This window comes from Arthrobacter cheniae (assembly GCF_003602275.1).
Classification (GTDB): Bacteria; Actinomycetota; Actinomycetes; order Actinomycetales; family Micrococcaceae; genus Arthrobacter_D; species Arthrobacter_D cheniae.
This window is the reverse complement of record NZ_QZVT01000002.1, coordinates 186,541-209,165: the sequence shown is the minus strand read 5'-3', so window position 1 is coordinate 209,165 and position 22,625 is coordinate 186,541. Positions and strand designations below refer to the sequence as shown.

General features: G+C 65.4%; 26 protein-coding genes and 2 tRNA genes. 20 read left to right on the top strand and 8 right to left on the bottom strand.

Annotated features, from left to right (window positions below; translation table 11 throughout):
• Positions 1-34: 34 nt before the first annotated feature.
• Positions 35-442 (bottom strand): helix-turn-helix domain-containing protein, encoded by a 408-nt coding sequence (locus tag D6T63_RS04240; RefSeq protein ID WP_220725876.1) that lies wholly within the window; start codon positions 440-442, stop codon positions 35-37.
• A gap of 123 nt (positions 443-565) precedes the next feature.
• On the opposite strand from D6T63_RS04240, the gene D6T63_RS20185 reads away from it, so the two are divergent.
• The 11 genes from D6T63_RS20185 to D6T63_RS04185 all read left to right on the top strand — a co-directional run bounded on the left by D6T63_RS20185 (position 566) and on the right by D6T63_RS04185 (position 7,974).
• Positions 566-763, top strand: a complete 198-nt coding sequence (locus tag D6T63_RS20185) for a helix-turn-helix domain-containing protein (RefSeq protein WP_120147784.1) — start codon at positions 566-568, stop codon at positions 761-763.
• A gap of 86 nt (positions 764-849) precedes the next feature.
• A complete protein-coding gene (locus tag D6T63_RS04230) occupies positions 850-1,128 on the top strand; it encodes a hypothetical protein (protein ID WP_220725875.1) in 279 nt (92 codons plus the stop codon).
• Positions 1,129-1,154: 26 nt separating this feature from the next.
• Entirely contained in the window at positions 1,155-1,802 is a 648-nt protein-coding gene (locus D6T63_RS04225) for a hypothetical protein (protein ID WP_120147782.1), read from the top strand.
• Between the two features lie 139 nt (positions 1,803-1,941).
• Positions 1,942-2,133, top strand: coding sequence for a hypothetical protein (locus tag D6T63_RS04220; RefSeq protein ID WP_120147781.1), 192 nt, complete (start codon positions 1,942-1,944; stop codon positions 2,131-2,133).
• Positions 2,130-2,948 (top strand): hypothetical protein, encoded by an 819-nt coding sequence (locus tag D6T63_RS04215; protein WP_120147780.1) that lies wholly within the window; start codon positions 2,130-2,132, stop codon positions 2,946-2,948. The genes D6T63_RS04220 and D6T63_RS04215 overlap by 4 nt, the downstream gene beginning before the upstream one ends.
• A gap of 114 nt (positions 2,949-3,062) precedes the next feature.
• Positions 3,063-3,395, top strand: a complete 333-nt coding sequence (locus D6T63_RS04210) for a hypothetical protein (protein ID WP_120147779.1) — start codon at positions 3,063-3,065, stop codon at positions 3,393-3,395.
• Between the two features lie 292 nt (positions 3,396-3,687).
• Positions 3,688-3,873 (top strand): hypothetical protein, encoded by a 186-nt coding sequence (locus D6T63_RS04205; protein ID WP_120147778.1) that lies wholly within the window; start codon positions 3,688-3,690, stop codon positions 3,871-3,873.
• A gap of 4 nt (positions 3,874-3,877) precedes the next feature.
• Positions 3,878-6,160 carry a heparin lyase I family protein gene (locus tag D6T63_RS04200; RefSeq protein ID WP_120147777.1) on the top strand — a complete coding sequence of 761 codons (2,283 nt, stop codon included), beginning with the start codon at positions 3,878-3,880 and terminating at the stop codon, positions 6,158-6,160.
• An 84-nt stretch (positions 6,161-6,244) separates the two neighbouring features.
• Positions 6,245-6,751, top strand: a complete 507-nt coding sequence (locus D6T63_RS04195) for a hypothetical protein (protein ID WP_120147776.1) — start codon at positions 6,245-6,247, stop codon at positions 6,749-6,751.
• Positions 6,744-7,577, top strand: a complete 834-nt coding sequence (locus tag D6T63_RS04190; RefSeq protein ID WP_120147775.1) for a hypothetical protein — start codon at positions 6,744-6,746, stop codon at positions 7,575-7,577. The genes D6T63_RS04195 and D6T63_RS04190 overlap by 8 nt, the downstream gene beginning before the upstream one ends.
• A gap of 172 nt (positions 7,578-7,749) precedes the next feature.
• The gene (locus tag D6T63_RS04185) at positions 7,750-7,974 is read left to right on the top strand and encodes a hypothetical protein (RefSeq protein ID WP_120147774.1); all 225 of its coding nucleotides are present in this window, start codon (positions 7,750-7,752) and stop codon (positions 7,972-7,974) included.
• Positions 7,975-8,246: 272 nt separating this feature from the next.
• On the opposite strand, the gene D6T63_RS04180 is transcribed toward D6T63_RS04185, so the two are convergent.
• On the bottom strand, positions 8,247-8,690 hold the full coding sequence (locus tag D6T63_RS04180; protein ID WP_120147773.1) for a DUF6098 family protein: 444 nt from the start codon (positions 8,688-8,690) through the stop codon (positions 8,247-8,249).
• 210 nt (positions 8,691-8,900) lie between these two features.
• On the opposite strand from D6T63_RS04180, the gene ssb reads away from it, so the two are divergent.
• The 3 genes from ssb to ettA all read left to right on the top strand — a co-directional run bounded on the left by ssb (position 8,901) and on the right by ettA (position 11,997).
• Positions 8,901-9,506: a single-stranded DNA-binding protein gene (gene ssb, locus D6T63_RS04175; RefSeq protein WP_120147772.1), complete on the top strand. Its 606-nt coding sequence runs from the start codon at positions 8,901-8,903 to the stop codon at positions 9,504-9,506.
• Positions 9,507-9,767: 261 nt separating this feature from the next.
• On the top strand, positions 9,768-10,217 hold the full coding sequence (locus D6T63_RS04170) for a DUF6993 domain-containing protein (RefSeq protein WP_147394299.1): 450 nt from the start codon (positions 9,768-9,770) through the stop codon (positions 10,215-10,217).
• A 97-nt stretch (positions 10,218-10,314) separates the two neighbouring features.
• Positions 10,315-11,997 (top strand): energy-dependent translational throttle protein EttA, encoded by a 1,683-nt coding sequence (gene ettA, locus D6T63_RS04165; protein ID WP_120147770.1) that lies wholly within the window; start codon positions 10,315-10,317, stop codon positions 11,995-11,997.
• A 108-nt stretch (positions 11,998-12,105) separates the two neighbouring features.
• On the opposite strand, the gene D6T63_RS04160 is transcribed toward ettA, so the two are convergent.
• Entirely contained in the window at positions 12,106-13,026 is a 921-nt protein-coding gene (locus D6T63_RS04160; RefSeq protein WP_120147769.1) for an acyl-CoA thioesterase, read from the bottom strand.
• Positions 13,027-13,211: 185 nt separating this feature from the next.
• Between D6T63_RS04160 and D6T63_RS04155 the strand changes: the two genes are divergently transcribed.
• Both D6T63_RS04155 and D6T63_RS04150 read left to right on the top strand, forming a co-directional pair.
• A complete protein-coding gene (locus D6T63_RS04155; RefSeq protein WP_120147768.1) occupies positions 13,212-13,685 on the top strand; it encodes an acyl-CoA thioesterase in 474 nt (157 codons plus the stop codon).
• Positions 13,682-14,338: a hypothetical protein gene (locus D6T63_RS04150; protein WP_120147767.1), complete on the top strand. Its 657-nt coding sequence runs from the start codon at positions 13,682-13,684 to the stop codon at positions 14,336-14,338. The genes D6T63_RS04155 and D6T63_RS04150 overlap by 4 nt, the downstream gene beginning before the upstream one ends.
• Before the next feature lie 39 nt (positions 14,339-14,377).
• Here the strand turns inward: D6T63_RS04150 and D6T63_RS04145 are convergent, their stop codons facing one another.
• The 4 genes from D6T63_RS04145 to pepN form a co-directional block, all read right to left on the bottom strand.
• Positions 14,378-14,806 carry a globin gene (locus D6T63_RS04145; RefSeq protein ID WP_120148042.1) on the bottom strand — a complete coding sequence of 143 codons (429 nt, stop codon included), beginning with the start codon at positions 14,804-14,806 and terminating at the stop codon, positions 14,378-14,380.
• 140 nt (positions 14,807-14,946) lie between these two features.
• Positions 14,947-15,582 (bottom strand): mechanosensitive ion channel family protein, encoded by a 636-nt coding sequence (locus D6T63_RS04140; RefSeq protein WP_120147766.1) that lies wholly within the window; start codon positions 15,580-15,582, stop codon positions 14,947-14,949.
• A gap of 108 nt (positions 15,583-15,690) precedes the next feature.
• Positions 15,691-16,173: an OsmC family protein gene (locus D6T63_RS04135; protein ID WP_120147765.1), complete on the bottom strand. Its 483-nt coding sequence runs from the start codon at positions 16,171-16,173 to the stop codon at positions 15,691-15,693.
• 177 nt (positions 16,174-16,350) lie between these two features.
• Positions 16,351-18,903 (bottom strand): aminopeptidase N, encoded by a 2,553-nt coding sequence (gene pepN / locus D6T63_RS04130; RefSeq protein WP_120148041.1) that lies wholly within the window; start codon positions 18,901-18,903, stop codon positions 16,351-16,353.
• 215 nt (positions 18,904-19,118) lie between these two features.
• Between pepN and D6T63_RS04125 the strand changes: the two genes are divergently transcribed.
• Both D6T63_RS04125 and D6T63_RS04120 read left to right on the top strand, forming a co-directional pair.
• A complete protein-coding gene (locus D6T63_RS04125) occupies positions 19,119-19,589 on the top strand; it encodes a ribose-5-phosphate isomerase (RefSeq protein WP_120147764.1) in 471 nt (156 codons plus the stop codon).
• Complete coding sequence (locus tag D6T63_RS04120) at positions 19,582-20,466, top strand: Fpg/Nei family DNA glycosylase (RefSeq protein ID WP_120147763.1); 885 nt, start codon at positions 19,582-19,584, stop codon at positions 20,464-20,466. The genes D6T63_RS04125 and D6T63_RS04120 overlap by 8 nt, the downstream gene beginning before the upstream one ends.
• Positions 20,467-20,545: 79 nt before the next feature.
• Here the strand turns inward: D6T63_RS04120 and D6T63_RS04115 are convergent.
• Positions 20,546-20,616: transfer RNA gene (locus D6T63_RS04115), tRNA-Gly, on the bottom strand.
• 113 nt (positions 20,617-20,729) lie between these two features.
• Here D6T63_RS04115 and D6T63_RS04110 point away from each other — a divergent pair.
• Together D6T63_RS04110 and tig are read left to right on the top strand one after the other, a co-directional pair.
• Positions 20,730-20,803, top strand: a tRNA-Pro gene (locus tag D6T63_RS04110).
• 69 nt (positions 20,804-20,872) lie between these two features.
• A complete protein-coding gene (tig, locus tag D6T63_RS04105; protein ID WP_120147762.1) occupies positions 20,873-22,402 on the top strand; it encodes a trigger factor in 1,530 nt (509 codons plus the stop codon).
• The last annotated feature ends 223 nt before the right edge of the window (positions 22,403-22,625 follow it).

Sequence of the window (22,625 nt, the reverse complement as noted above, 5' to 3'; positions counted from 1 at the left end):
GACCTTCCCCCAGGAGCCCAGCGGTAGGGGAGGCCTAGGCATTGGTCTTCACAAGAATGGCTTTGCGCTTCAGTGCTTTCTGGCGAGCCCGATCGATAGCGCCGATCTCACCCTCCAGGTCACGAATGCGGTCCCTCGCTTGGCGCTCCTCGGTGGCTAGTCCGGCAAGAGTTGCCTCCACCTGAGCTAGCTCATCGGCTACTGGGTCCCCCTCGACTAGGCGCATGAAGAACGAAGTGCGCAGACCGAACGCCTTCGCGAGCGCGATTATCTCGGTCACCGGGAGGGGCCGCGAGCCCTTCTCGATTTTCGCGATTGTTGCCTGCGTGACGCGGCAGCCCTGCTCGCGCATCGCTGAGGCGAGTTCTGCCTGCGTCATTCCATGAGACACACGCAGCAGGCGGACATGCTGGCCCAGCTTACTTTCGATGCTCTGTTCCATGCTCCGAAGGATAGGTGACAACACGTCACAAGAGCAATTGACAGGAATCATTAGTAGCAGTAGCGTCTCTCCCAGCGGAATATTCCAGGGCATGGAATTATTCCCGAGAGGAGAGGGACGTACATGCAAGGAACAGCTGAAGCCACTCCGACCGAATGGCTTTCTCCACAGCAGATAGCGAACGAGCTGGGTATCACGGTTCGTACTTACTACGAGTGGCGGACAAAGGGAAAAGCACCGCGAGCCCTACGCATCGGCAAGCACCTGCGCACCTCCCGCGCAGACTTCGACTCCTGGATTGAGGAACGGAGGGAGCGCTGATGGCGCTCACCGCGGATCAGAGGAATCGACTACGGCGTCTACTCGCCATTCGAGGTATCAAGAACAACTTGCAAGGGGACACAACGATGAGCACTCAAGAGATGACCACCACTCGACCGAAGAACTTCACCCAGGATCCCGACAACCCGAACCTGTGGTGGGGACCAGGCACGGAGACCGAATTCGCGTCGGTAAAGCTGGTGTGGACTGGCGCTGAAGGTCTCACCATCGCCGTCGACTGCGCGAGCGACATCACCCCGGTGCAGCTTGCACAATTCACGCAAATGCTTCTCGGTGCCTCTGAGCACATCGCATGGATCACTGCCACCGGTATGACGCGGGAGACACCAGAAGTCACCTGCTGACCAATCACACCCGGAAAGCAGCCACCATGCGTTCATCCTTCAAGTTCGACTGGCACAGAGCAGTGTCGCGCTCAGCTTTGTCAGACGTGCAGAAGAGTGTCGCCTTCGCGCTCTGGGACTACACGACCGCCGAGGGGCGGAACGCGCACCCAGGGAACAAGCTGCTAGCTGCCGTCACGGGTAAGTCTCTCATCACCATCAAGCGCCAACTCAAAGCGCTCCGAGAAGACGAGTGGATTACTCGGACGACGGAATCGAACCGGCACCCAGACCGGACATGGGCTGACAGCTACGACCTCTACCTCACGGACGACCGGGTATCACAGCTGAGATACCCGGTAGGGGAGCAGCGAGACCAAGACCGGGTATCACAGTCGACAGACCGGGTATCAGACGAAGCCGACCGGGTATCACAGCTGAGATACACCAACAGATCTTCTACAACAGATCCTCTCCATCATTCCGAGACCTCTGTCTCGGGATCACCTCCCGGCGATCGCGCGAATTCTCCCCCTGAGCCTGAGAGCGACTTCGAAGAGCTCGAGCTCTGGCTATCGAGCGAAGGCGTCGGAGTCCAGGGAATCGACGGCCGGACAGCCGCGGGGATGTGGGAATCCGGAGTTCACCCGTACGCCATCCTCAACACCCTCCGAAAGAAAGAAGCAGCTACATGAAGCGACGAGTAGCCCCGTCGGAGTGCAGGAAGTGCTTCCCCACGGTTAGGGAGTCCACCGCCGGGGCGATGGGCCGATGCACCTACGAGTACGCCCACCAACCCTCCTGCCCCAACGCACCCAAGAAGGGAAAACGCTGATGCCGCAGAAGCACGACCCGAAACAGCGAAAGCGCAACAGGCCCGCTGAAGTCATCAGCGAGCCGGTCAATGGTGATGCCCTCGCGCAGCGGCTCGTGGACGCAGGCCTCGCAGGCCTCTGGATCCACGGAGGACACCTCACCCCCAGCAACAGCCCACGCAAGACCACCGACGAAAGGACAACGCGATGAGCGTCTCCAGAACCCTTCCCCTCACCGTCCGCCAGCTTCTCAAGGCCGCGGACGCACACAAGGTCACCATCCCCGTCCAGATCCGCAAAGAGCTCGACCGCAGGATGGGCCTGATCAACGCAGCCGCCGAGCTGAACTTCACCGGCAAGAGCGTCCCCGAAGCGGTCAATGACTCGCTCGAAGCAGGCACCGACCCCTTCACCGACCAGGGGATCCAGGAAGCCATCGTGATGGAGAAGCTCCGGCAGATGTCAGGCACAGAAGCGCTGACCGAAGTAGCCAGGACACGGCTGTACACGGTCGTCGCCGACAACCTCGACGAGATCGTGGAAGCGTTCAAGCCCGTGTACGACGAGGCAGGCCAGAGGCTGAGCGCCGCACACGCCGTACTCATAGCCGGTGGGATGGACGACCTCGACGACGAACGGATTCTCAAAGCCGGGATCGAAGTGGCACGAGCGAACACAGAAGCACGGGAAGCACTGCACACTCTGCAGGCACTGGACTCGGCAATCAACATGCTCCTCAGCATCATCGGCAGGCTCGACGGTACGCCAGTAGGCAGCACCGTCCGGCGGCTGCATACGGGCGACACCCCCGCCGATGACATCCGCATGCTCGGCAAGAACCTCACGCACTGGGCAGGAGTGAGCGCCGGACACACAGTCAGCCTCGCGGGCCCGACTGAGACGAACAAGCGGAGGGAGCACGCATATGCAATGCAGGAAGGCATCGAAGCCGGGCAAGCACTGCAGGCACGCCGAGCCGTCACCGCCTTCCACCATGGGGCACAAGCCGCACAGCTCCTCAAGTAGGACCGACCCACCCGGGGGTCCCCCCTCGACACAACGAGTAGCACCGCTGGGGTTAGGCAATATCTCTCCCCGGCCCGAAACAAACAGCCCTTGGGGCAGTAGAAGGTGCTTCAGATGGCAGTACCTAGGGGCTTGAATGCACCGGGCCGGAAGCTGTGGGACTCGTGTACGGACGAGTTCGAGTGGGCTGAGCATGAGCTGGCCGTCCTCGAGGAGGCGTGCAGGATCCGCGACCGTGTTGCGGGGCTCGACGCCGCCGTGAAGAAGGACGGACTGATGCTCACGAGTTCTCAGGGGTCCCGGGTCCATCCCGCAGTCGCTGAAGCCCGCCAGCAGCGCCTGGCTCTTGCTCGGCTGCTGGTAACGCTGCAGATACCCGGGTTGGACGATGACCTGCCGCCGTCCAACGGTGTCCGCGGAGTCTATGTGGGCCGACGCCGTGGTTAGGCGACGTAGGCGGCCTGCGGAGGTGCCGGCGGGGTTCCCGGCGAGCGTGGTCGTGTTCGAGCCTGACAGTTGGCCTGGCGCGTCTGAGTATCAGCGCTGGGCGGCATGGAATGACGCACGGCACCAGTGGGCCGCTGACAACTTGCCCGACGGCTCTGAGGGGCTTCCGTCATGGACCGGCGTCGTGCCTGACCAGCCATGGAGCGAGGTCGTGATTTGAAGTAGCCAATACCTCTTCCCGGTTTTTTCCACACGAACCATCCGCCCGCACCAACTGGCCCAGGAGGCCTTCATGACTCAAATACCCATCAGCAATCTTCAACCGCCGAGCGTGGCGGCCACCATCACCGACGTCCCTGAGGCAACCATCCGTGCACTCCTCGAGCAGGGAACGCTTGTCGATCACGGTGACGTTTCCGGTCGGACCCTTGTGTCGGTCGGGGATGTCCGCCGCCTCACTACAGAATTAGGAGTTTGATCGTATGTTGGAAGTTTTCTACGAAGGTGTCGTCGCCGGTAACTCGGCGAATGTTGACGCAGACGATTCGGTCAGTGAGTTCATCGCTGCACCTGGCGCGGAGTTCCAGGTGTTTGAGCTCGGTGACATCTCCAAAACCAATCCCCTGCCGGTGAAGGTGGGCGGGCGAGCGGCGACGACCATCAAAACATCGGACCGGTCCGTCATGCCCGACGTCCGGGTCACATCGGACAGTTACGCCCACATCTTCAAGTCCGGGACCTTCGAATGGGAGCGTCTCTCCAACGACGGCATGAAGAAAGCTGTTGACGAGGCACGTGCAGCTGCTCAGTTGGTAGCGGCCGAGATGCCTGCCCGTGTTACGGCTGAGCTGGAGGCTGCCGCTGCGGCAGGGACCTTCAAGGGCGAGCCCGGCCAGGACGGCTCCAACGTCGTCCCGACCGCTCAGGCCATCGCCACCGAAATCCAAACACCAGGAACGGCGGCGCGAGTTGCACTAAGTGCCACTATTGCGACCGAGACCGCACCCAAACTGGACAAAACGGAAGCCCTGACGACGTACGCCCGGACACTCGAATCGCTCTACGCCAAGTCCTCTGTCCTGGCCGACTTCGTGAACGGCGACTACCGGCTTGAGAACGTACGCCAGCCCGACCGGGCAACCGTCGCGACCCTCACAGCCCCGACATTCGCCACGAGTGGCGCCCTCCAAGCGTTCCAGGCCGGGGCGAACATCACCCCGAACTACCCGTTTAGCGGTGGCACGGTCGGAGTTGTCGGGTCCGGTGGCGCGTTCCCCTCCCAGTGGTTCGGGCACAATAACAGCCAGGTCAAAACGGTGGTCAGCGTGGCGCCGACTAGCCTGACCTTCAGCATCACGCCCGTAGGCGGGGCGCTTGCGGCCGGTATCCGCGTCCCGATCTTCACGCCAGGATCAGACGTCATCCTGTCCTTCAACTGTGAACTGACCCACCCGACCGCAGCGGTGGACAACGCCCGACTTCACGCCGGATGGTTCAACTCCTCGACCGGCGTCCTCGGCGCCACCGTGCCCGTCTCCACCCTCAACGGCGGGAAGCACCGTGCGACGGTACGCCTCGGCGATCCCGGGGGTGCGGCACAGGTGGCACTCGTGGTCATCACCCGCAACGGCGGTGTCGGCGCCGAGCCGGTGATCCTGTCTATCGGTGACTTCATGACGACCGCGACCACGCACGCCCGGCAGGGCGAAGCGTTCATCCAGCCGCCCTACCTCGTCGGATCATGGCCGGCGTCGACTCACACCCTGACAGTTCCGGCTAATGGCGAGTATGCCCTTCTCGCGATGACGGCCGAGCGGGGCGTCATCGCCCGGAACGTCACCGTCGTGGGTAAGTCGCTGAACATCGCGTCTGCCCTCGATGGGAGCTACACGGTCGAAAAGATCCTTCTCGTCCCGCGAGCCGCCTACGTGCCCGGCGATTCGGAAGTGCTCGCCCCGCCTCAGTTCGTGAATATCCCCCGGTTCCTGAACTCGGGTAGGGCGCTACGGGATCAGGCCATCGGCTCCCTTCAGTTGGCTGCGACCCACGGCGAAACATCGGTCCTCGCCGATGAGAAGACGTTCTACGCGGTCCAGGTCGCACGGAACGCCCGACACCGGACACGTTTCGAGATCCGTAACGGTGACCGGATGCCTGAAGACGGGGCGACTCAGCGCCGCGCCGAGCTGATCGTCGGCGGGGCACTGCCCTTCGACGTGCCGGTCTGGACGAGTTTCTGGTTCCGCATCCTGAAGCCGTCGGTCTCAAGCGATGCCTACGTCCTCATGTTCCAATACCGGTACACGAACGATGCCGGCGATACGTCAGGGCTGTCTCCCGAACTGTCCCTCGTCCAGTACGAGGGCAACAAGGTGCACCTCATCACCCGGTCCGACCCGATCAACGGCAGCTCGGCTCAGGTGAACCCGCTGCTCGTTGGCGGTTCATGGCCGAACAAGAGCACCGCCAGCCCTTCCACGGTGGTCCGTACCGGTTTCACCTTCACGCCGGGCAAGTGGCACCGGTTCGTCTCGGCATCCACCTTCAGCAAGAGTGGCGGCGGCTACCTGAAGGCATGGTTCGACGGGGTCAGCTACTTCGATGCACCCGCCGCCATCGGGTACAACCGGGCAGTGGGCCCGCAGTTCCACTACGGCACCTACGGCGGCAACCACCCCGAGACCCGCCAATTCGAATACGCGCACATGGAAGGCGGCGTACTCGCGGACCTCTCTGGCCGGGTCACTTGGCCGGAGCCGGTCTAACTTCACCCATAAATCCGGCTTAGTGCATTGGCGCCCCATCTCTTCGGAGGTGGGGCGCCAGCGTCGTTGTGACATGATGCCCGAATGGAATCTGGGGGCTGGGACGCGCTGTCTGCTATTGCTACTCTCGCGGCGACTCTAGTCGCGCTATGGATCTTAGGGCGCGACATCATCTTGCGCCGGCAGGATGAGCAGAGGCGGGAGAAAGACGCTCGGGACCGCCGCGTCATAAGCCTTCTCGAGGAGGTCCTCACAACACTGCTCGGCCGCGAAAGGGTCCGCAGCTCGCGCATCGCCATGGAAACCTCTGAAGAGGCAAATCGTCAGTATCGTGCCGAACTGAAGCTACCCGTTCTCATCGCGCAGATACCCCGGCAGTACACCATTTTGCTCCGCCGCAGCGAACCCTCGGACACGATCAACATCGATCCCCACGAATGGGCAATCGGCATTGACCCTTGGCGGACTCATGAGGCTTGGGGAGATCGATTGCCGTTCCCCGGTGACCTCTTGGCAGCCGACATCCTCGCATCGATCGAGGCTCTCGCCACGGGACAGCCGAAAAAGTACCCTGTGGCGCCGGATGCTTGAGGAGGGCCAGCGCTACGGTTATAGGCAGGGCGCGAAGGGCGACTTCGAGCAGGTGGAGTTCGTCAGGCAGGGCCGAGGCCGGCAAGCGAAAAGGGTCCTCGTTCGGTTCCTCGCGGAGGGACAGGATCAGGCGGAGGAGTGGGTGCCACCGCAGCGCCTGCAGGTCCTCTGGGCGGACGTGGACCAGCGCCGTCAGGACGAAGCGAACTGGGCGCAACTGACCGCGGCATCACCAACCGCCAGCGAGGGTCTCGTGGAGGCCTTCGGGTGGGCTGTCGATGAGCTCCTCGAGCCCGGCGTCATGGAGTACGCAATGGACCGCAACGGCGTCAGTCTCATCTACGATGTTGGCGCTCTCGAGCAGGCCATCGGATGCAGCGTTCCCCACAGTGAACACTCCTATCGGTCGGCCCGCGGCTACTTCGTACCAACGGACGTCACCCTATCCATCGTGAAAGCGTTGGTGGCCGGGAGCTCGGACAAGATCCTGCGCTTAGTGGAGCAGCAGGAAGCCCAGTGGCGAGAGGAGGAGGTGCGAAACCATCTCCTGAGGAATGGAAGGCCCAAGCATCCAAGTGAGTTTGAGCGCGAGGAAGTGAAACTCACCTCATGGCGATACCTCAGGCAGTGGGCCGGCGGGGACAAGCCCGAGCAGTGGCAGGTCCTCGCTGACACCCGGGCCGAAGCCGCAAAGCTGCGACAGCTCCTAACCCTGGCGATCGAGAAGCTCGAGAAGTACGGGCACGAAGCCTCTGCTAGGACCATGCGCGGGTACATGGACGGAGCACCCCTACCGTCAAACTTGAAGAAGGACTGGGGACGCTAGATCGAATGTTGGACAGGGGTCGGATAGATCAGGAATTAGGCAAGATCCACGCAAGAAGCGGCTGTATGGAATGGATCATTCCGTATGGCATGCCGGGCTTGCGCGGACTTATTCAGGGGTGTTCAGTGAGCTCACCAGCCCGCTCAGGGGGTCTCACTAAAGGAGAACAACAATGGGTCTCACCACTGCACCAGATGGATTCACACAGGACGCGGATAACGGGAATGTCTACTGGGGTCCAACGATCAGTGACGGCTACTTCCTCGCCCTTGCCTGGACTACGGGGGTGGGTCTCCGGCTCCACGTCGACGTCGAGGTGGAGCTAACCCCCGAGGAAGCCGTGAAGCTTGGAACGGACATCGCTCTGATGACCGGACGAATGAGGGACCTCAGTTAGGCACTCAGGAGTGGACGCCGCCCACCGCTTACCCACCGGAAACCCCGCGTATCGACACGTATCGGGACGGATCGACACGGGCAGGCAGAAGTGCGGATACCCTGTTCAGCCCCGTGATTGCAGGAAAGTAGCGGGCTTACGCGCGCTAGAACGTATCTGCGCGTAGCGCTTCCTGCTAATCCTCTGGTCGCAGGTTCGAATCCTGCCGGGGGCACAGTGAAAAGGACCGGACGCCGATGCGTCCGGTCCTTTCCCGATTCAGGAGTGGACGCCTAGGGCTGGTTCCCTGTATCGAACCTCTCGTCGTACACCTTTTCCGCTTCGTGCAGCAGCCGGTCGTGCAGGCGACCGAGAGGCGTCACGTCGGTGAGCAGCGGCTCGCAGTCGGGCCCCCGGCCCACGCACGTGCCCGTGAGGATCCAGGGAAAACGGTCCTCTTCCTCCGCCAGATGCCGGTACTGGCAGATCTGTCGGGCAAGCCAGTCCTGCATCGGTCGTGTCCACCACTGCTCGGGAGTGAGGGGATTGACAGAGAGCCCCGGCAGGGTCAGGCCGCTCTCGCCGTCCTTGCTCGTCGAATCCCTATCCGCCGCGAACCCGCAGGAGTAGCGAAGGTACACGGGCTCGTCGCCCTGCACGATCTCCCCCAGCTCGTCGAGGCTCCCGATGACCCTTGCCCCGGTGTCCGTGGTCCGGGGGCGCGATGCGGTATCCATGTCTCCACGCTAGGAAGACAGCCGGATCAGGCTCAAGCCGTGAATTCCGGGAAGAAGTGCTTCCGAACCTCGCAGGGTTGGCGTACCAAGGATCCCGCCCTGGCGGGTTATCAACATAGGACCCACGCACGGACGTGGTCCCCGACCGGGAGCCGAGACTGGACCCGGGCCGGTGCCACACCGTCCTCCAGACCAACGGAAGGACACATCATGACTGACATCATCACCGTGCGGGGCTACGTCGCAACAGAGGTGCGCGTGACACTGGCGCAGAGCGGACTACCGATCACAGGGTTCCGCATGTGCTCCACGGAACGTCGCTTCGACAGGGAGGCCAACGCGTGGGTGGACGGGCACACCAACTGGTACTCCGTCTCGATGTTCCGGCAGCTGGCCACCAATGCCGGAGTGAGCATCAAGAAGGGCGACCGCGTGATCGTCACCGGTCGCCTCAAGGTCCGGCCGTGGATCAATGCGGACGGCCGTACGGGAACGTCGGTGGAGATCGACGCCGACACGGCGGGTCACGACCTCATGTGGGGTACGGCGAACTTCAGGCGGACGGCCACGGATAGGGCAGAGGCACCCTCCGTAGCGCACGCCGATGATCAACTCGTCGATCCGGCCACTCAGGACAGTGGTCCCGATGGGCTTCCCGGCGGCGTCGACCCCGCGACGGGTGAGATCGACGGGTCGATCGTCGACGCGGATGAAGGAGCAATAGGTGATGCGGAGGGCGGGACGGGACCATCATCCGAGGGACACGAGGCGGCCAGGCGGCAGGACCTCGTGGACGCAGCGTCCGTCCCGTTCTAGTCGAGCATGCACGACGCCGTCAGGCGGGGTGGTGGGAGGGCCATGGGGCCCGCCGCGGTCTGCCTCCAAGGAGCGCCGATGAGCGCTCCCGGAGGCGCGTGGCAGGATGAGAAGGTGATCATAGCCGCGCCAGCACGTCCCCTTCGCCGACCTTGCAGCATCCTGCGCGTGGTCGTCTCGTGTGCAGCGGCCCTTGTCGTGCTCTCATCCTGCACTGCGGCTAGGGACTTCGCTCCTGCCCCGGCTGCCGACGGTCCGGTGATGACGACAGGGGAGGCCGAAGCAGCGCCGGCTCCCCAGGAGTCCGGTGCGGATGTCGCGACTCCATCCGTTTCATCGCCTCCATCGCCCTCCTCCGACCCCGGCCTCACAGCGGCCCCTCCTCTGCCGTCATCTTCGGACAGGGACGCCGCACCGGTCGCCGCTTCCGTCCGGTCGGCGCTGCAGGGCCTCGCTGATAGCGGGGGTACGGTGACGCGTGAGGACGTCGGGGCAGCCATCGAACAGGGATTTGCGGACGCCGGAGCTGTTCCGGAACTCGTGGAGGTGTCGATCGACCGCACGCCGACGGGACTCGACGTGGATGCCATCCAGGGTGCCGGTCTGGTGGCCGGGCGCTGCGTCTTCGGCGAGGTACGCGAGGGTGTCGTCTCGGCGGTGGTGCTCCCGGCCCTCGCGTCCGGGGGGTGCTTTGTCGGTGATCAGCGCTGATGCGGACTCCTTCCGCGGAGCAGGGTGGCGGTCCCCGCCGGGCAGGGTGAGCCGCCCAAGTGTGAGAACACGGTAGGCAACCACTAGCCTTGGACTCATGGCGGAATTTATCTACACAATGACCAAGACCCGCAAGGCTGTTGGCGACAAAGTAATCCTCGACGACGTCAGCATGTCGTTCTTCCCCGGCGCGAAGATCGGTGTCGTCGGACCGAATGGCTCCGGTAAGTCCACCATCCTGAAAATCATGGCGGGCCTCGATACGCCGTCGAACGGTGAGGCGCGCCTCAGCGCAGGCTATTCAGTGGGCATACTCCTGCAGGAACCGCCCCTCAACGAGGAGAAGACCGTACTCGGCAACGTCCAGGAGGGCGTCGGTGAGATCTACGGGAAGATCGAGCGGTTCAACGCGATCTCCGAGGAGATGGCGAACCCGGACGCCGATTACGACACACTGCTCGACGAGATGGGCAAGCTGCAGGAAGCAATCGACGCAGCCGACGCCTGGGACCTCGATTCCCAGCTGGAGCAGGCCATGGACGCCCTGCGTTGTCCGCCGCCGGACGCCGATGTCCGTGTCCTCTCCGGTGGTGAACGCCGGCGCGTGGCGCTCTGCAAGCTCCTCCTGCAGAAACCGGACCTCCTGCTCCTCGACGAACCCACCAACCACCTGGACGCCGAGAGCGTGCTCTGGCTGGAGCAGCACCTCAAGTCCTACGCCGGCGCCGTCCTGGCCGTCACCCACGACCGGTACTTCCTCGACCACGTCGCCGAATGGATCGCCGAGGTGGACCGGGGCCACCTGTACCCCTACGAGGGCAACTACTCGACCTACCTGGAGAAGAAGCGCGCGCGCCTCGAGGTCCAGGGCAAGAAGGACCAGAAGCTCTCCAGGCGGCTGACCGAGGAACTCGAATGGGTCCGCTCGAATGCCAAGGGCCGCCAGACGAAGTCCAAGGCCCGACTGAACCGCTACGAGGAGATGGCAGCGGAAGCCGATCGCACGCGGAAGCTGGACTTCGAGGAGATCCAAATCCCCATGGGTCCTCGCCTCGGCAGCCAGGTCATCGAGGCGCACAAACTGAAGAAGGGCTACGACGAGCGGGTACTCATCGACGGGTTGTCCTTCTCTCTGCCGCGCAATGGCATCGTCGGGGTCATCGGCCCCAATGGTGTCGGCAAGACCACGCTGTTCAAGACCATCGTCGGCCTCGAGCCCCTCGACGGTGGAGAACTGCGCATCGGCGATTCCGTCAAGATCTCGTACGTCGACCAGTCCCGCGCCGGCCTGGATCCGAACAAATCCCTGTGGGAGGTCGTCTCCGACGGACTCGACTTCATCCAGGTGGGGCAGGTCGAAATGCCGTCCCGAGCCTACGTCTCGGCCTTCGGCTTCAAGGGCCCGGACCAGCAGAAGAAAGCCGGCGTGCTGTCGGGCGGTGAGCGAAACCGCCTGAACCTCGCGATGACCCTCAAGCAGGGAGGCAACCTGTTGCTTCTCGACGAACCGACCAACGACCTCGACGTCGAGACCCTCTCCAGCCTCGAGAACGCGCTGCTGGAATTCCCCGGCTGCGCCGTCGTCGTCTCGCACGACCGGTGGTTCCTCGACCGGGTCGCGACGCACATCCTGTCCTATGAGGGAACCGAGGAGAACCCGGACGCCTGGTACTGGTTCGAAGGCAACTTCGACGCATATGAGCAGAACAAGGTGGAGCGCCTCGGCCCCGACGCGGCGAAGCCGCACCGCGTCACCCACCGGCGCCTCACGCGCGACTGACGCTGGGCTACAGAGCAACACTGCAGTAATAAAGGGAAGGACCCGACCGGCGGTCGGGTCCTTCCCTTTCCTGCGCCTCAGGCAGAGCCAGGAGGCGCAGAGCCGACGTCAGGCCGACGGGATCCGGACCATGCCCTCCTGGGCCACGCTTGCCACGAGCTCTCCGCCGCGGTTGTAGATGCGGCCGGCCGCCAGTCCGCGGGCGCCGGAGGCACTGGGAGAGCTCTGCACATAGAGGAGCCAGTCGTCGACGCGCACGGGTCGGTGCCACCACATGGCGTGATCGAGACTGGCGACACTCATGCCCTTCTGGATCCAGCTGAGTCCATGAGGACGCAGGATCGACTCCAGCAGGGTGTAGTCGCTCGCGTAGGCCAGGGCGGCCCGGTGGAGGTTGGGATCAGCCGGCATGGGTCCCAGGCTGCGCATCCACACCGCGTTCCGGGGTTCCTTCGACCCCTCGTTCGACAGGTACAGCGGCGCATCGATGTGCCGGATGTCGAAGGGGCGGTCGAAGGCCCAGGCGCGGGCGACGGGATGGTCCAAGCCGCCGAGGAGGTCCGCCGTGGACGGGAGGTCCTCCGGGTCGGGCACGTTCGCGGGCATCGGGTCCTGGTGGACGACGCCGTCGTCCGGTTCCTGGAAGGAGGCGATCATCGAGAGGATGGGGACGCCGTTCTGGTATGCGTGCGTCCGGCGCGCGGAAAAGGAACGGCCGTCCCGCAGGCGCTGGACGCCGAAGGTGATGGGCTTGTCCGCGTCGCCGGCACGGAGGAAATACCCGTGCATCGAGTGGACGTCGCGGGTGGGCTCTACGGTGCGCATGGCCGCGATGAGCGATTGGGCGAGGACCTGTCCGCCGAAGACGCGGCGGCTCGGCTGTCGCGCGCTCGTTCCGACGAAGATCTCTTCATCCGTCTGGGCACCCTCGGCCGAACTGAGATCGAGAAGATCGAGGAGGGCAGCGGTCGGGTCCTTGGTCGGTGCCGCGACGTCGGGGGCCTCTGCTGGCGGCGCGTGTTCTGCCATGGTTCGGTGTCTCCTCGGGGACAGGTGCGATGGAAGCGCGTGCTTCCGGGCGTCTACTGACAGTAGACGCAGCCCCACCGGCACTCAACACGGATACCGCCGCAGGCATATGGCCCTCCTCACACCGATCCGGGACGGGGCCCGCCGAATGTATCCGGCAGGCAGGCGTTTGAGATGATGGCCCTATGTCTCCGGTCCACACCATCCCCCTTCACCTGCGCTTCGGCGACGAGGACTCCTACGGTCACGTGAACAACGTGCGGTACTTCCAGTTCCTGGAGGACGCTCGGGTGCACCTCATGAGTCAGCCGCAGGCGGGTGGGTCGTTCATGGAAGTCATCGACCCGGACCATTACACCCTCGTGGGACGACAGGAGATCGAGTACCGGGCGCCGCTGAACTTCAGCACCGTCCCGGCCGCCGTCGACCTGTGGATCACGGCCGTCGGCGTATCCAGCTTCGACCTCGGGTACGCCGTCCGGGACCGGCTGGAGGTGGAGAACAGCATCACGAGCGCAATAGCGGCGACCACCATGGTGCTCGTCAGCCGCAGCACCGGGCGGCCCGTCCGCCTCTCTGCTGCGCAGAAGGGCATCCTCCAGTCCTGGCAGGGCCCACCCGTTCCCTTCCGCCGCGCGCGCCAGGCAGGAGCGGCATGACATCCCCGGTATTGCGCTTCGCCGATACCCATACCGTTGCGGATTTCAGGACCTTCACCGCCCGGGCCCGGGCCAACGACGACGGTGGGATGCGCCTGATGAGCTCAGGGCCCGTCCTTGCGGCGTATGTCCGTACGCTCGGTCCGACCGTCCTGGGCGAGCCGATCCCGACGGTGCTCGGGCTCCGGACCATGGCGCTCGGAGGCAGGGCCACCGTCGATGCGACCGTGCCGCTGGGATCGGTGCTGGACAGGCTCGCCCGCATGCACGGCGACGACGTCGAGTTCTCCGTCCCCACTGTCACCGTCACCGAGAACTGGGCCGGCGTTCTCCCGCCACGTGCCGGCTGGACGCCCGCGGGCTCGGTGCCGTGCGCGGTTCTCGAGCAGGCCGCGAGGGATGGCATCGGCGACGTAGCGCGCGCGCTCCCGGATCGCGCCGGAGCACCGCTGGTGAGCAGTGTCCGCGCCGAAGTCTGGGGTCGTCAGCTCGCCAGTGTTCCCGGCAGTGTGCCTGCAGGTGCTGCTTTCGGCGCATACAGCCTGGGCTTCCTCGACCCCGACGGCGACGCGTCGATCCACGAGAACGGACGGTGGTCGAGGATCAGCACCGTCCGTGGCCACATCCTTGTGCGCGCAGCAGCGGTCCTCTAGCCCGGACGGCCGGGGCGCCTGCGGTCGGTGGCCGGACGGTCAGTCGGCCGCGTTGACCATCGAGTGCGCAGCGCGGTCGAGGTAGTCCCACAGGGTGGCCTCGTGCAGGGGTGCGAGGTCGAGGGCTTCGACGGCCGCTCGCATGTGCTGCAGCCAGTGGTCCCGTGCCTGCGGGCCCACGCGGAACGGCATGTGGCGCATCCGCAGGCGTGGATGGCCCCGCTGCTCACCGTAGGCCTTCGGTCCGCCCCAGTACTGCTCGAGGAAGAGCAGGAGGCGTTCCTTGGCCGGCCCGAGGTCCTGCTCGGGGTACATCGGACGGAGTACCTCGTCATCGGCCACGCCGTCGTAGAACACGTCGACGAGCTGCACGAAGGTCGCGTGTCCACCGATCGCCTCGTAGAAGTTGTCGGTGTACTCGGGCTGGTTGAAGGTCTGACCGGCGGCTACGAGACGCTCGACGGGCAGGGCGGTGCGTCCACCCGCGGGCTGCACCGGCAGGTGGCCCGCGGTCGGGGATGGAGTGAGGGACGCGGGATCGCCCTGGGCGCCGCCCGCAACCGAATCGCCCGTGGCCGAGGTGCCCGGGCCCTCGGGAGGAAGCCCGCTCATGCCGTTCCCTCGATGGTCGAGGGGATCGCAGCAGCGACAGGCTCGGCGGGCGGTGCAACGTAGTTGCCCTGCGAGCGGTTGCCCACCTTGGTGATATCACCGTTGCGTACGTACCAGATGGCGCCGTCCTCGTCGATCATCCGCGTGATGCGCAGTCCGAGCGACTGCACGACGCCGACGGTGTCGCCGACCTCGATGGTGTCGCCGATGCCGTACTGGTCCTCGATCGTGATGAAGAATCCGAGGAAGGCATCGCGGATCACCTCGCGGGCTCCGAAGCCGATGGCGATGCCGACGATGCCGACGCTCGCGAGGATGGGACCGATGTTGAAGCCGAGGGTCTCGATGGCCATCAGGATGGCGACGATAGCGATGGTGCCTGCGGCAACGCTCGACAGCAGGCCGCCGATCGTCTCCGCGCGCTGGACGCGACGCGCGCTGTCGAACGGACGGAGTGCGGGCTGGGCCCACTTGAAATGCGGTTTCTTGAAGACGGAATAGCCGTTCTGGACCCGCGTCACCGACCTGGCGATGAGGAAACGGATCACGAGCCACAGGAGCAGGGCGCCGATCAGGATGATCAGTGAGCCGATGACCTGGCCGCCGTAGCCGAGGGAGGGGAGGAATGTCATAAGAGTCGCTTTCACGCAGGCATCCGGGGAGTCCGCCCCGAGGGGTAGGCGCGGGGATGCCTTAACAGGCTACAGCGGAGGCGCTGCGTGCAGGGACGACGACGGCCGCTAACCCGGCACCGGCCCCGTGGCTGTCGGTTGGTGGAGCACGGGGAAAGCGACCGATCGAGCGATGAAGCACAGGCGATTGGCCTCGGCGTGGAGCGAGTCCGCCAACGCCACCTGCCCGGCGTCGTCCACTTCGACGTGCGGCCGAAGGACGATGCCCGTGAACTCGCCGCTGCCGTCGCGGTTGAGGCGCATCGTCCCGGCAGGGGTGTCCGTATAGGCGGTGACGATCACCCCGGCCGTCACGGCGACGTGGAGGTAGGACAGCATGTGGCACTGCGCGACGGCGGTCAGGAGAAGTTGCTCCGGGTTCCAGCGGTCTCTTGACCCGTGGAAGGTGGGATCTGCGGTTCCGAGGAGCAGCCCGGGGCCGTCCACCTCGATCTGGTGGTCGCGACTGTAGGACCGGTATCCTGCGGTGCCGGAGCCGAGGTTGCCCGTCCAGCGGAGGCGCGCGGAGTAGTGGTGCTCCTGCAGGTTCATGGTCCGACCCTAGTCCCTGAACGTATCGCAGGCTGATCCTGACGGATTCCGCAGGACCGTAGGGCAGGGAGGACCACCGTGGTCCTCCCTGCCCAGCGCCTACGCGCCGCGTATCGGCTACCTGTCGGCCGGCTACCTGTCGGCCGGCTACCTGTCGGCCGGCTACCTGTCGACCGGCTACCTGTCGACCGCCTGCGCCGTCCGGGCCCGGACGATGCCGTCCCTGCTCTCGAGGACGAGCCTCCGGAGTGACGGTGATGCGTCACCGAGGCCGGAGAGGAAGGCGTCCGTCCGGTCGAGGGTGTCCTGGGTGGTCAGCAGGGAGGGGTACAACCCGACGACGATCTGTTGGGCGATCTCGTGCGTGCGGGTTGCCCACACGTCCTGGATGGACGCGAAGTACCGCTCGACGAAGGGCTCGAGGAGCGAGCGGTCGTGCACGCGGGTGAACCCGGAGATCATGGAGCGCTGGGTGGCGTTCGGCAGGTCGGTGGCATCGACGAGTGCAGCCCAGGCGGCGTCCTTGGCAGGTGCCGTGGGGAGTGCCGCGGTGGCCGAAGCCGCCGCGAGCCCGCCCGTGGCCGTCGAGTCGCGTGCCAGTTCGGCCTCGATCTCCTCGGCGCCGTAGCGTCCTCCGACGACGAGGCTCGTGAGCAGCTCCCAGCGCAGGTCCTGGTCGACCGTGATCCCCTCGGGAACGCGCTCACCCGTCAGTATCGCCTCGACCGCGTCGAGCTGGGAGGACGTCCGGGCGTGCGACGAGAAGGCGCGGGTGAACTGCAGCTGCGCATCGGACCCCGGGCCGGCGGCGAGCGCCAACTCGAGGAGGGTGTCCGCTGCGGCATCACCCATGGCCTCGCGGTCCTCCGGCGCGACGTAGAACGTCAGGGTCGAGGCCAATTGGCGAAGGAGGACGAGAATGACGGACGAATCCGACTCGGCACCGATGTTCTGCAGCACGAGTTCGACGTAGTTGCGGGCCGGCGTCTCCCCGTCGCGGGTCGCATCCCACGCCGAGGCGAGGACGAGGGTCCGGGGGAGCGAGTCCCTGAAGTCCTTGACGTGCTGGACCGAGGTTCGCAGCGACGCCGGGTCCAGGCGGATCTTCGCGTACGCGAGGTCGTCGTCATTGAGCAGCACCAGCGCCGGCTGCTTCTGTCCCACGAGCTCGGGTACGTCCGTGCGCTCGCCGTCGACGTCGAGTTCGAGCCGGTGCACGCGGATCAGGGCGCCGTCGTCGTCCTGATCGTAGAAACCGACGGCGAGGCGATGCGGCCGGATGGTCGGGAAGGCCTCGATCGCAGTCTGCAGGATGGTGAACGAGGTGATGACACCGTCGTCGTCGGTCTGGAACTCGGGGCGGAGGGTGTTGACGCCGGCGGTCTCGAGCCAGAGCGCCGACCAGGCCTTCAGGTCGCGTCCACTCGCCGCCTCCAGTTCGGAGAGGAGGTCCACGAGCTCCGTGTTCTTCCAGGAGTGCTTGGCGAAGTACCGGCGGACCCCCTGCATGAACTCCTCCTGGCCCACCCAGGCCACGAGCTGCTTGAGGACCGAAGCACCCTTGGCGTAGGTGATGCCGTCGAAGTTGACCTGGACGTCCTCGAGGTCGTTGATCTGCGCCACGATCGGGTGCGTGGAGGGGAGCTGGTCCTGGCGGTAGGCCCACCCTTTCTCGAGCATGGCGAAGGTCGTCCAGGACTGCGTGAACTCCGTCGCCTCGGCCGCGGCCAGGGTGGACATGAACTCGGCGAAGGACTCGTTCAGCCAGAGGTCGTTCCACCAGCGCATCGTGACGAGGTCACCGAACCACATGTGTGCCAGCTCGTGGAGGATGGTGATCGCGCGTCGTTCCACGGTCGCATCGGGCACGCGGGAGCGGAAAACATAGGTCTCGACGAACGTGACGGCACCGGCGTTCTCCATCGCGCCCGCGTTGAACTCGGGCACGAACAGCTGGTCGTACTTGCCGAAGGGGTAGGGCGTGCCGAACTGCTCTTCGTAGAATGCGAAACCCTGGCGCGTCAGCGCGAAGATGTTCTCGGCGTCCAGGTACTGCATGAGGGATTTCCGCGCGAAGACGGCCAGGGGAATGGTCCGTCCGTCGGAGCTCGTCAATTCACTGCGCACGGCTTGGTAGGGACCCGCGATCAGGGCCGTCACGTACGAGGAGATGAGCGGCGTCGGTTCGAAGTACCAGGTGGAAGCGGCGCCACCATCGGCAACGGAGCCGGCCTGTACGGGCTCGTGGGTCGCCGAGTTGGAGATGACATCCCAATGCGACGGCGCAGTCACGGCGAAGCGGAACGTCGACTTCAGGTCCGGCTGCTCGAAGACCGCGAAGACGCGGCGGGAGTCGGGGACCTCGAACTGGGTATAGAGGTACACCTCGCCGTCCACCGGATCGGTGAACCGGTGGAGGCCCTCACCGGTGTTCATGTACAGCATGTCGGCCTCGACGACGAGGACGTTGCCGGCGGCGAGCGACGGCAGCTGGATCCGGACGCCGTCGGCGACATCCGCGGGATCGAGCTCGACGCCGTTCAGCTCGACGCGGTGCACCGTGTCCGTCACGGCGTCGATGAAGGTCGACGCGCCCTGCTGTGCGTCGAAGGCGACGACCGTCGTCGACCGGAACACGCGCTCGCCGCGTGTCAGGTCGAGGGTGACCTCGTAGGAGCGGACGGTGAGCAGTTCAGCGCGTGTGCGTGCTTCTTCGCGCGTCAGGTTCAGACCGGGCAAGGATCGCCTCCAGGGTGGGGTTGAGGTACGGCGCGTGCGGTGCGGGGTACGCGGCGCTTCGATTCTCTCATTCCGGCCGCCGCCATGACGCGCTTCACCGACCCCGGCCCGGCGGACTAGGGTGGAATCGTCCTGCCAGGCTGGGCGGACCCCACCCCGCAGCTTCCCGCGGCCCTCCCGGCGCCCACCCGAAGGAACCGATCGCCATGCGCGTCCACCTCGCCACCGACCACGCCGGCATGGAGCTCAGTGCCCACCTGCTCTCGCACCTCACAGCGGCAGGGCACGACGTCGTCGACCACGGCCCCACGTCCTACGATCCCGAGGACGACTACCCCTCCTTCTGCATCGATGCAGCACAGGCCGTCATCGCCGATCAGGCGGCGGGCGTCGATGCGCTCGGGATCGTCCTCGGCGGCTCCGGCAACGGGGAGCAGATCGCGGCGAACAAGGTACGCGGCGTGCGTGCTGCCCTCGCCTGGAGCCTCGACACCGCCCGCCTGGCGCGCCAGCACAACGACGCCAACGTCGTCGCCGTCGGAGGGCGCCAGCACCGCGTCGAGGAAGCCACTGCGATTATCGACGCGTTCCTCGCCGAGCCCTTCAGCGGTGCTGAGCGGCACAGCCGCAGGATCGCGCAGGTAGCGCGCTTCGAGGAAACGGGAAGCGTTGCCTGAGGGCCACTCGGTCCACCGGCTGGCGAAGCAGTTCACGTCCGTCTTCACGGGTGAGCAGCTCGCTGTCTCGAGTCCGCAGGGGCGCTTTGCCGCGGGTGCTGCCCAGCTGGACGGCGCAACCCTGCTGAGCGCCCTCGCCCACGGCAAGCAGTTGTTCCTGCGGTTCGACAACGACCGCGTGCTCCGTGTGCACCTCGGCCTCTACGGGGCCTGGAGTTTCGGCGGCGATGCGACGTTCCGTGGAGCCTCGAGTATCGGCGCGCCGCGCAGGATAGGGGAGTCGGAGCAGTCCGCCGACGACGGCACCGGCCCTGCTGCCTACGGCGGTCCGCCGGAGCCGGTCGGAGCGGTGCGGGTGCGGCTCGTGTCGGCTCACGGGTGGGCGGACCTCAGGGGCCCGACCGCCTGCGAGGTGATCACCCGGGCCGAGGAGAACGCAGCGCGGGCGAAGCTCGGGCCGGATCCCCTGCAGCCGCGACCGGACGGGACGGAGTTCGTCAGCAGGGTGATGTCGAGTATTACGCCCGTCGGCGTCCAGCTCATGAACCAGTCGGTGATCGCCGGGATCGGGAACGTCTACCGGGCTGAGGTGCTGTTCCTCCAGGGCATCAATCCGTGGCGCCCGGGCAGGCAGCTGAGGGAGGACGAGGCGCTCGGAATCTGGACCGATACCGTCCGGCTCATGAAGGACGGCGTCCGGGAAGGCCGCATCATCACGACGACGGTCGAGGCACGCAACGGCCGTCCGAAGCGTTCGGCCCCGAACTACGTCTACAAGCGGACGGGCGAGCCCTGCCGCCGCTGCGGGACACCGATCCTGCGTGCGGCCATGGCGGCTCGCACGGTCTACTGGTGCCCCTCGTGCCAGGCCGACTGAAGGTCGGAAAGATGGCTGCTTAAACAGCGATCACCCGGGCGGACGCCCGGGTGATCGAGGCCGTATACGGCCGTACAAGAGGGGATGACGGGAATCGAACCCGCGTAATCAGTTTGGAAGACTGAGGCTTTACCATTAAGCTACATCCCCGCAGCGGACCCTTCCGGGGCCTCGTGGAACGCATATAACTACACCACAACGGCCGCGCTATCGCCAAATGTGCGCGGCAGGCGCAAAGGTGCGTAGACTGACACTCGCACTTACGGGGTGTAGCTCAGCTTGGTAGAGCGCCTGCTTTGGGAGCAGGAAGTCGCAGGTTCAACTCCTGTCACCCCGACTCTGTCGTGTGATGAGGAAAGTGCCTCCGCTGCAGTACCAATCCCAATCATCTCAGGAGTCCTACGCTGTGAAGAGCGCTGTTGAAACCCTTTCCCCCACCCGGGTGAAGCTGAACGTCGAGGTCCCCTTCGAGGAACTGAAGCCCAGCATCAACGAGGCCTACAAGACCATCGCCACCCAGGTCCAGGTCCCGGGGTTCCGCAAGGGCAAGGTCCCGCAGCAGCTCATCGACCAGCGAGTCGGCCGTGGCTACGTCATCGAGACGGCCATCAACGACGGCCTCAACGGCTTCTACCAGAGCGCTGTCCAGGAGACGGGCATCCGCCCCCTCAGCCGTCCCGAGGTCGAGATCACCGAGGTCCCCGATCCTGCGAAGAAGGATGGCCAGCTCACCTTCACGGTCGAGCTGGACATCCGCCCCGAGGTCGAACTGCCCGACTACAAGGGCCTCGACGTCACCGTCGAACCCGTCGAGGCTTCCGACGAGGACGTACAGAAGGCCATGGACGAGTTGCGCGGGCGCTTCGGCACCCTCACCGCTGTCGACCGGCCCGCAGCGGACGGCGACTTCCTCACCATCGACCTGACGGCATCGGTCGAGGGCGTCGAGGTCGACTCGGCCCAGGACCTGTCCTACCAAATCGGTTCCGGCACGATGCTCGAAGGCATGGACGAGGCTGTCACCGGCTTGTCCACGGATGAGGACGCGACGTTCGAGACGACGCTGGCCGGCGGCGAGCACGCCGGCGCCACTGCCCAGGTCAAGGTCATCGTCAAGGCCGTGAAGGAGCGCGAGCTCCCCGAGGTCGACGACGAATTCGCCCAGCTCGCCTCCGAGTTCGACACGGCGGAGGAGCTGCGCGCAGACCTCGCCAAGCAGGCTTCGGAGTCGAAGCTCATGGACCAGGGCGTCGAGGCGCGGGACAAGGTGTTGGACAAGCTCGTGGAGCTCGTCGCCGTACCCGTCCCGGCAAGTGTCATCGAGGAGCAGCTGGAGCAGCACTTCAACGGCGAGAACGCGCATTCAGCCGGTGAGGACCACGACAACGAGGTGCATCGCGCGGAGGTCCGCACCAATACCGAGCGAGCCTTCCAGAACGAAGTCATCCTCGACGCCGTGGCCGAGAAGGAAGAGGTCGGAGTCAGCCAGAGCGAGCTGATCGACTACATCGTCTCGACCGCCGGTCAGTACAACATGGAACCGAACCAGTTCGCCCAGATGCTCGACTCGAGCGGCCAGGTGCCGATGATCGTCGGCGAGGTGCGGCGCCGGAAGGCCCTCGCCAAGGTCCTCGAGTACGCCACGGTCACGGACACCAATGGTGCGACCATCGATCTGACCGAGTTCGTCCGCCCCGCGGGTGACGAGACCGAGACCATCGGGTTCGACGACGTCGAGACCGAGCAGGACGCCGTCGACGACATCCAGGCCGACGAGTCCGGAACCGACGCCACGGAAGCCGATGCTACGGAAGCCGACGCTACCGAGCCGGAGATCGCCGACGCCACCGGGCCGGCAGAGCCTGCCGGTGCTGAGGAGCCGGAGGCCGTGAAGGCACCGAAGAAGTCGACCAAGAAGAAGGCTGTCACGGACTAGTCTCCACCTGCATCACGGACAGCGGTGCCGCAGCCTCCGGGCGGCGGCACCGCTGCCTCGTTAAGCACTGCGCGACCGGTCGAGGCTCCCCGGGACGCACCCGTCGAGGGGTCGGCCGTCGACCGTGCGCCGTCAGCGAACAGTTACCCGAGCGGGAGCAATTCGGCATCCCAGCGGGTTAGTGTCCAAGAAGAGACAAACGGACGGGTCGGCCGAATGTGGC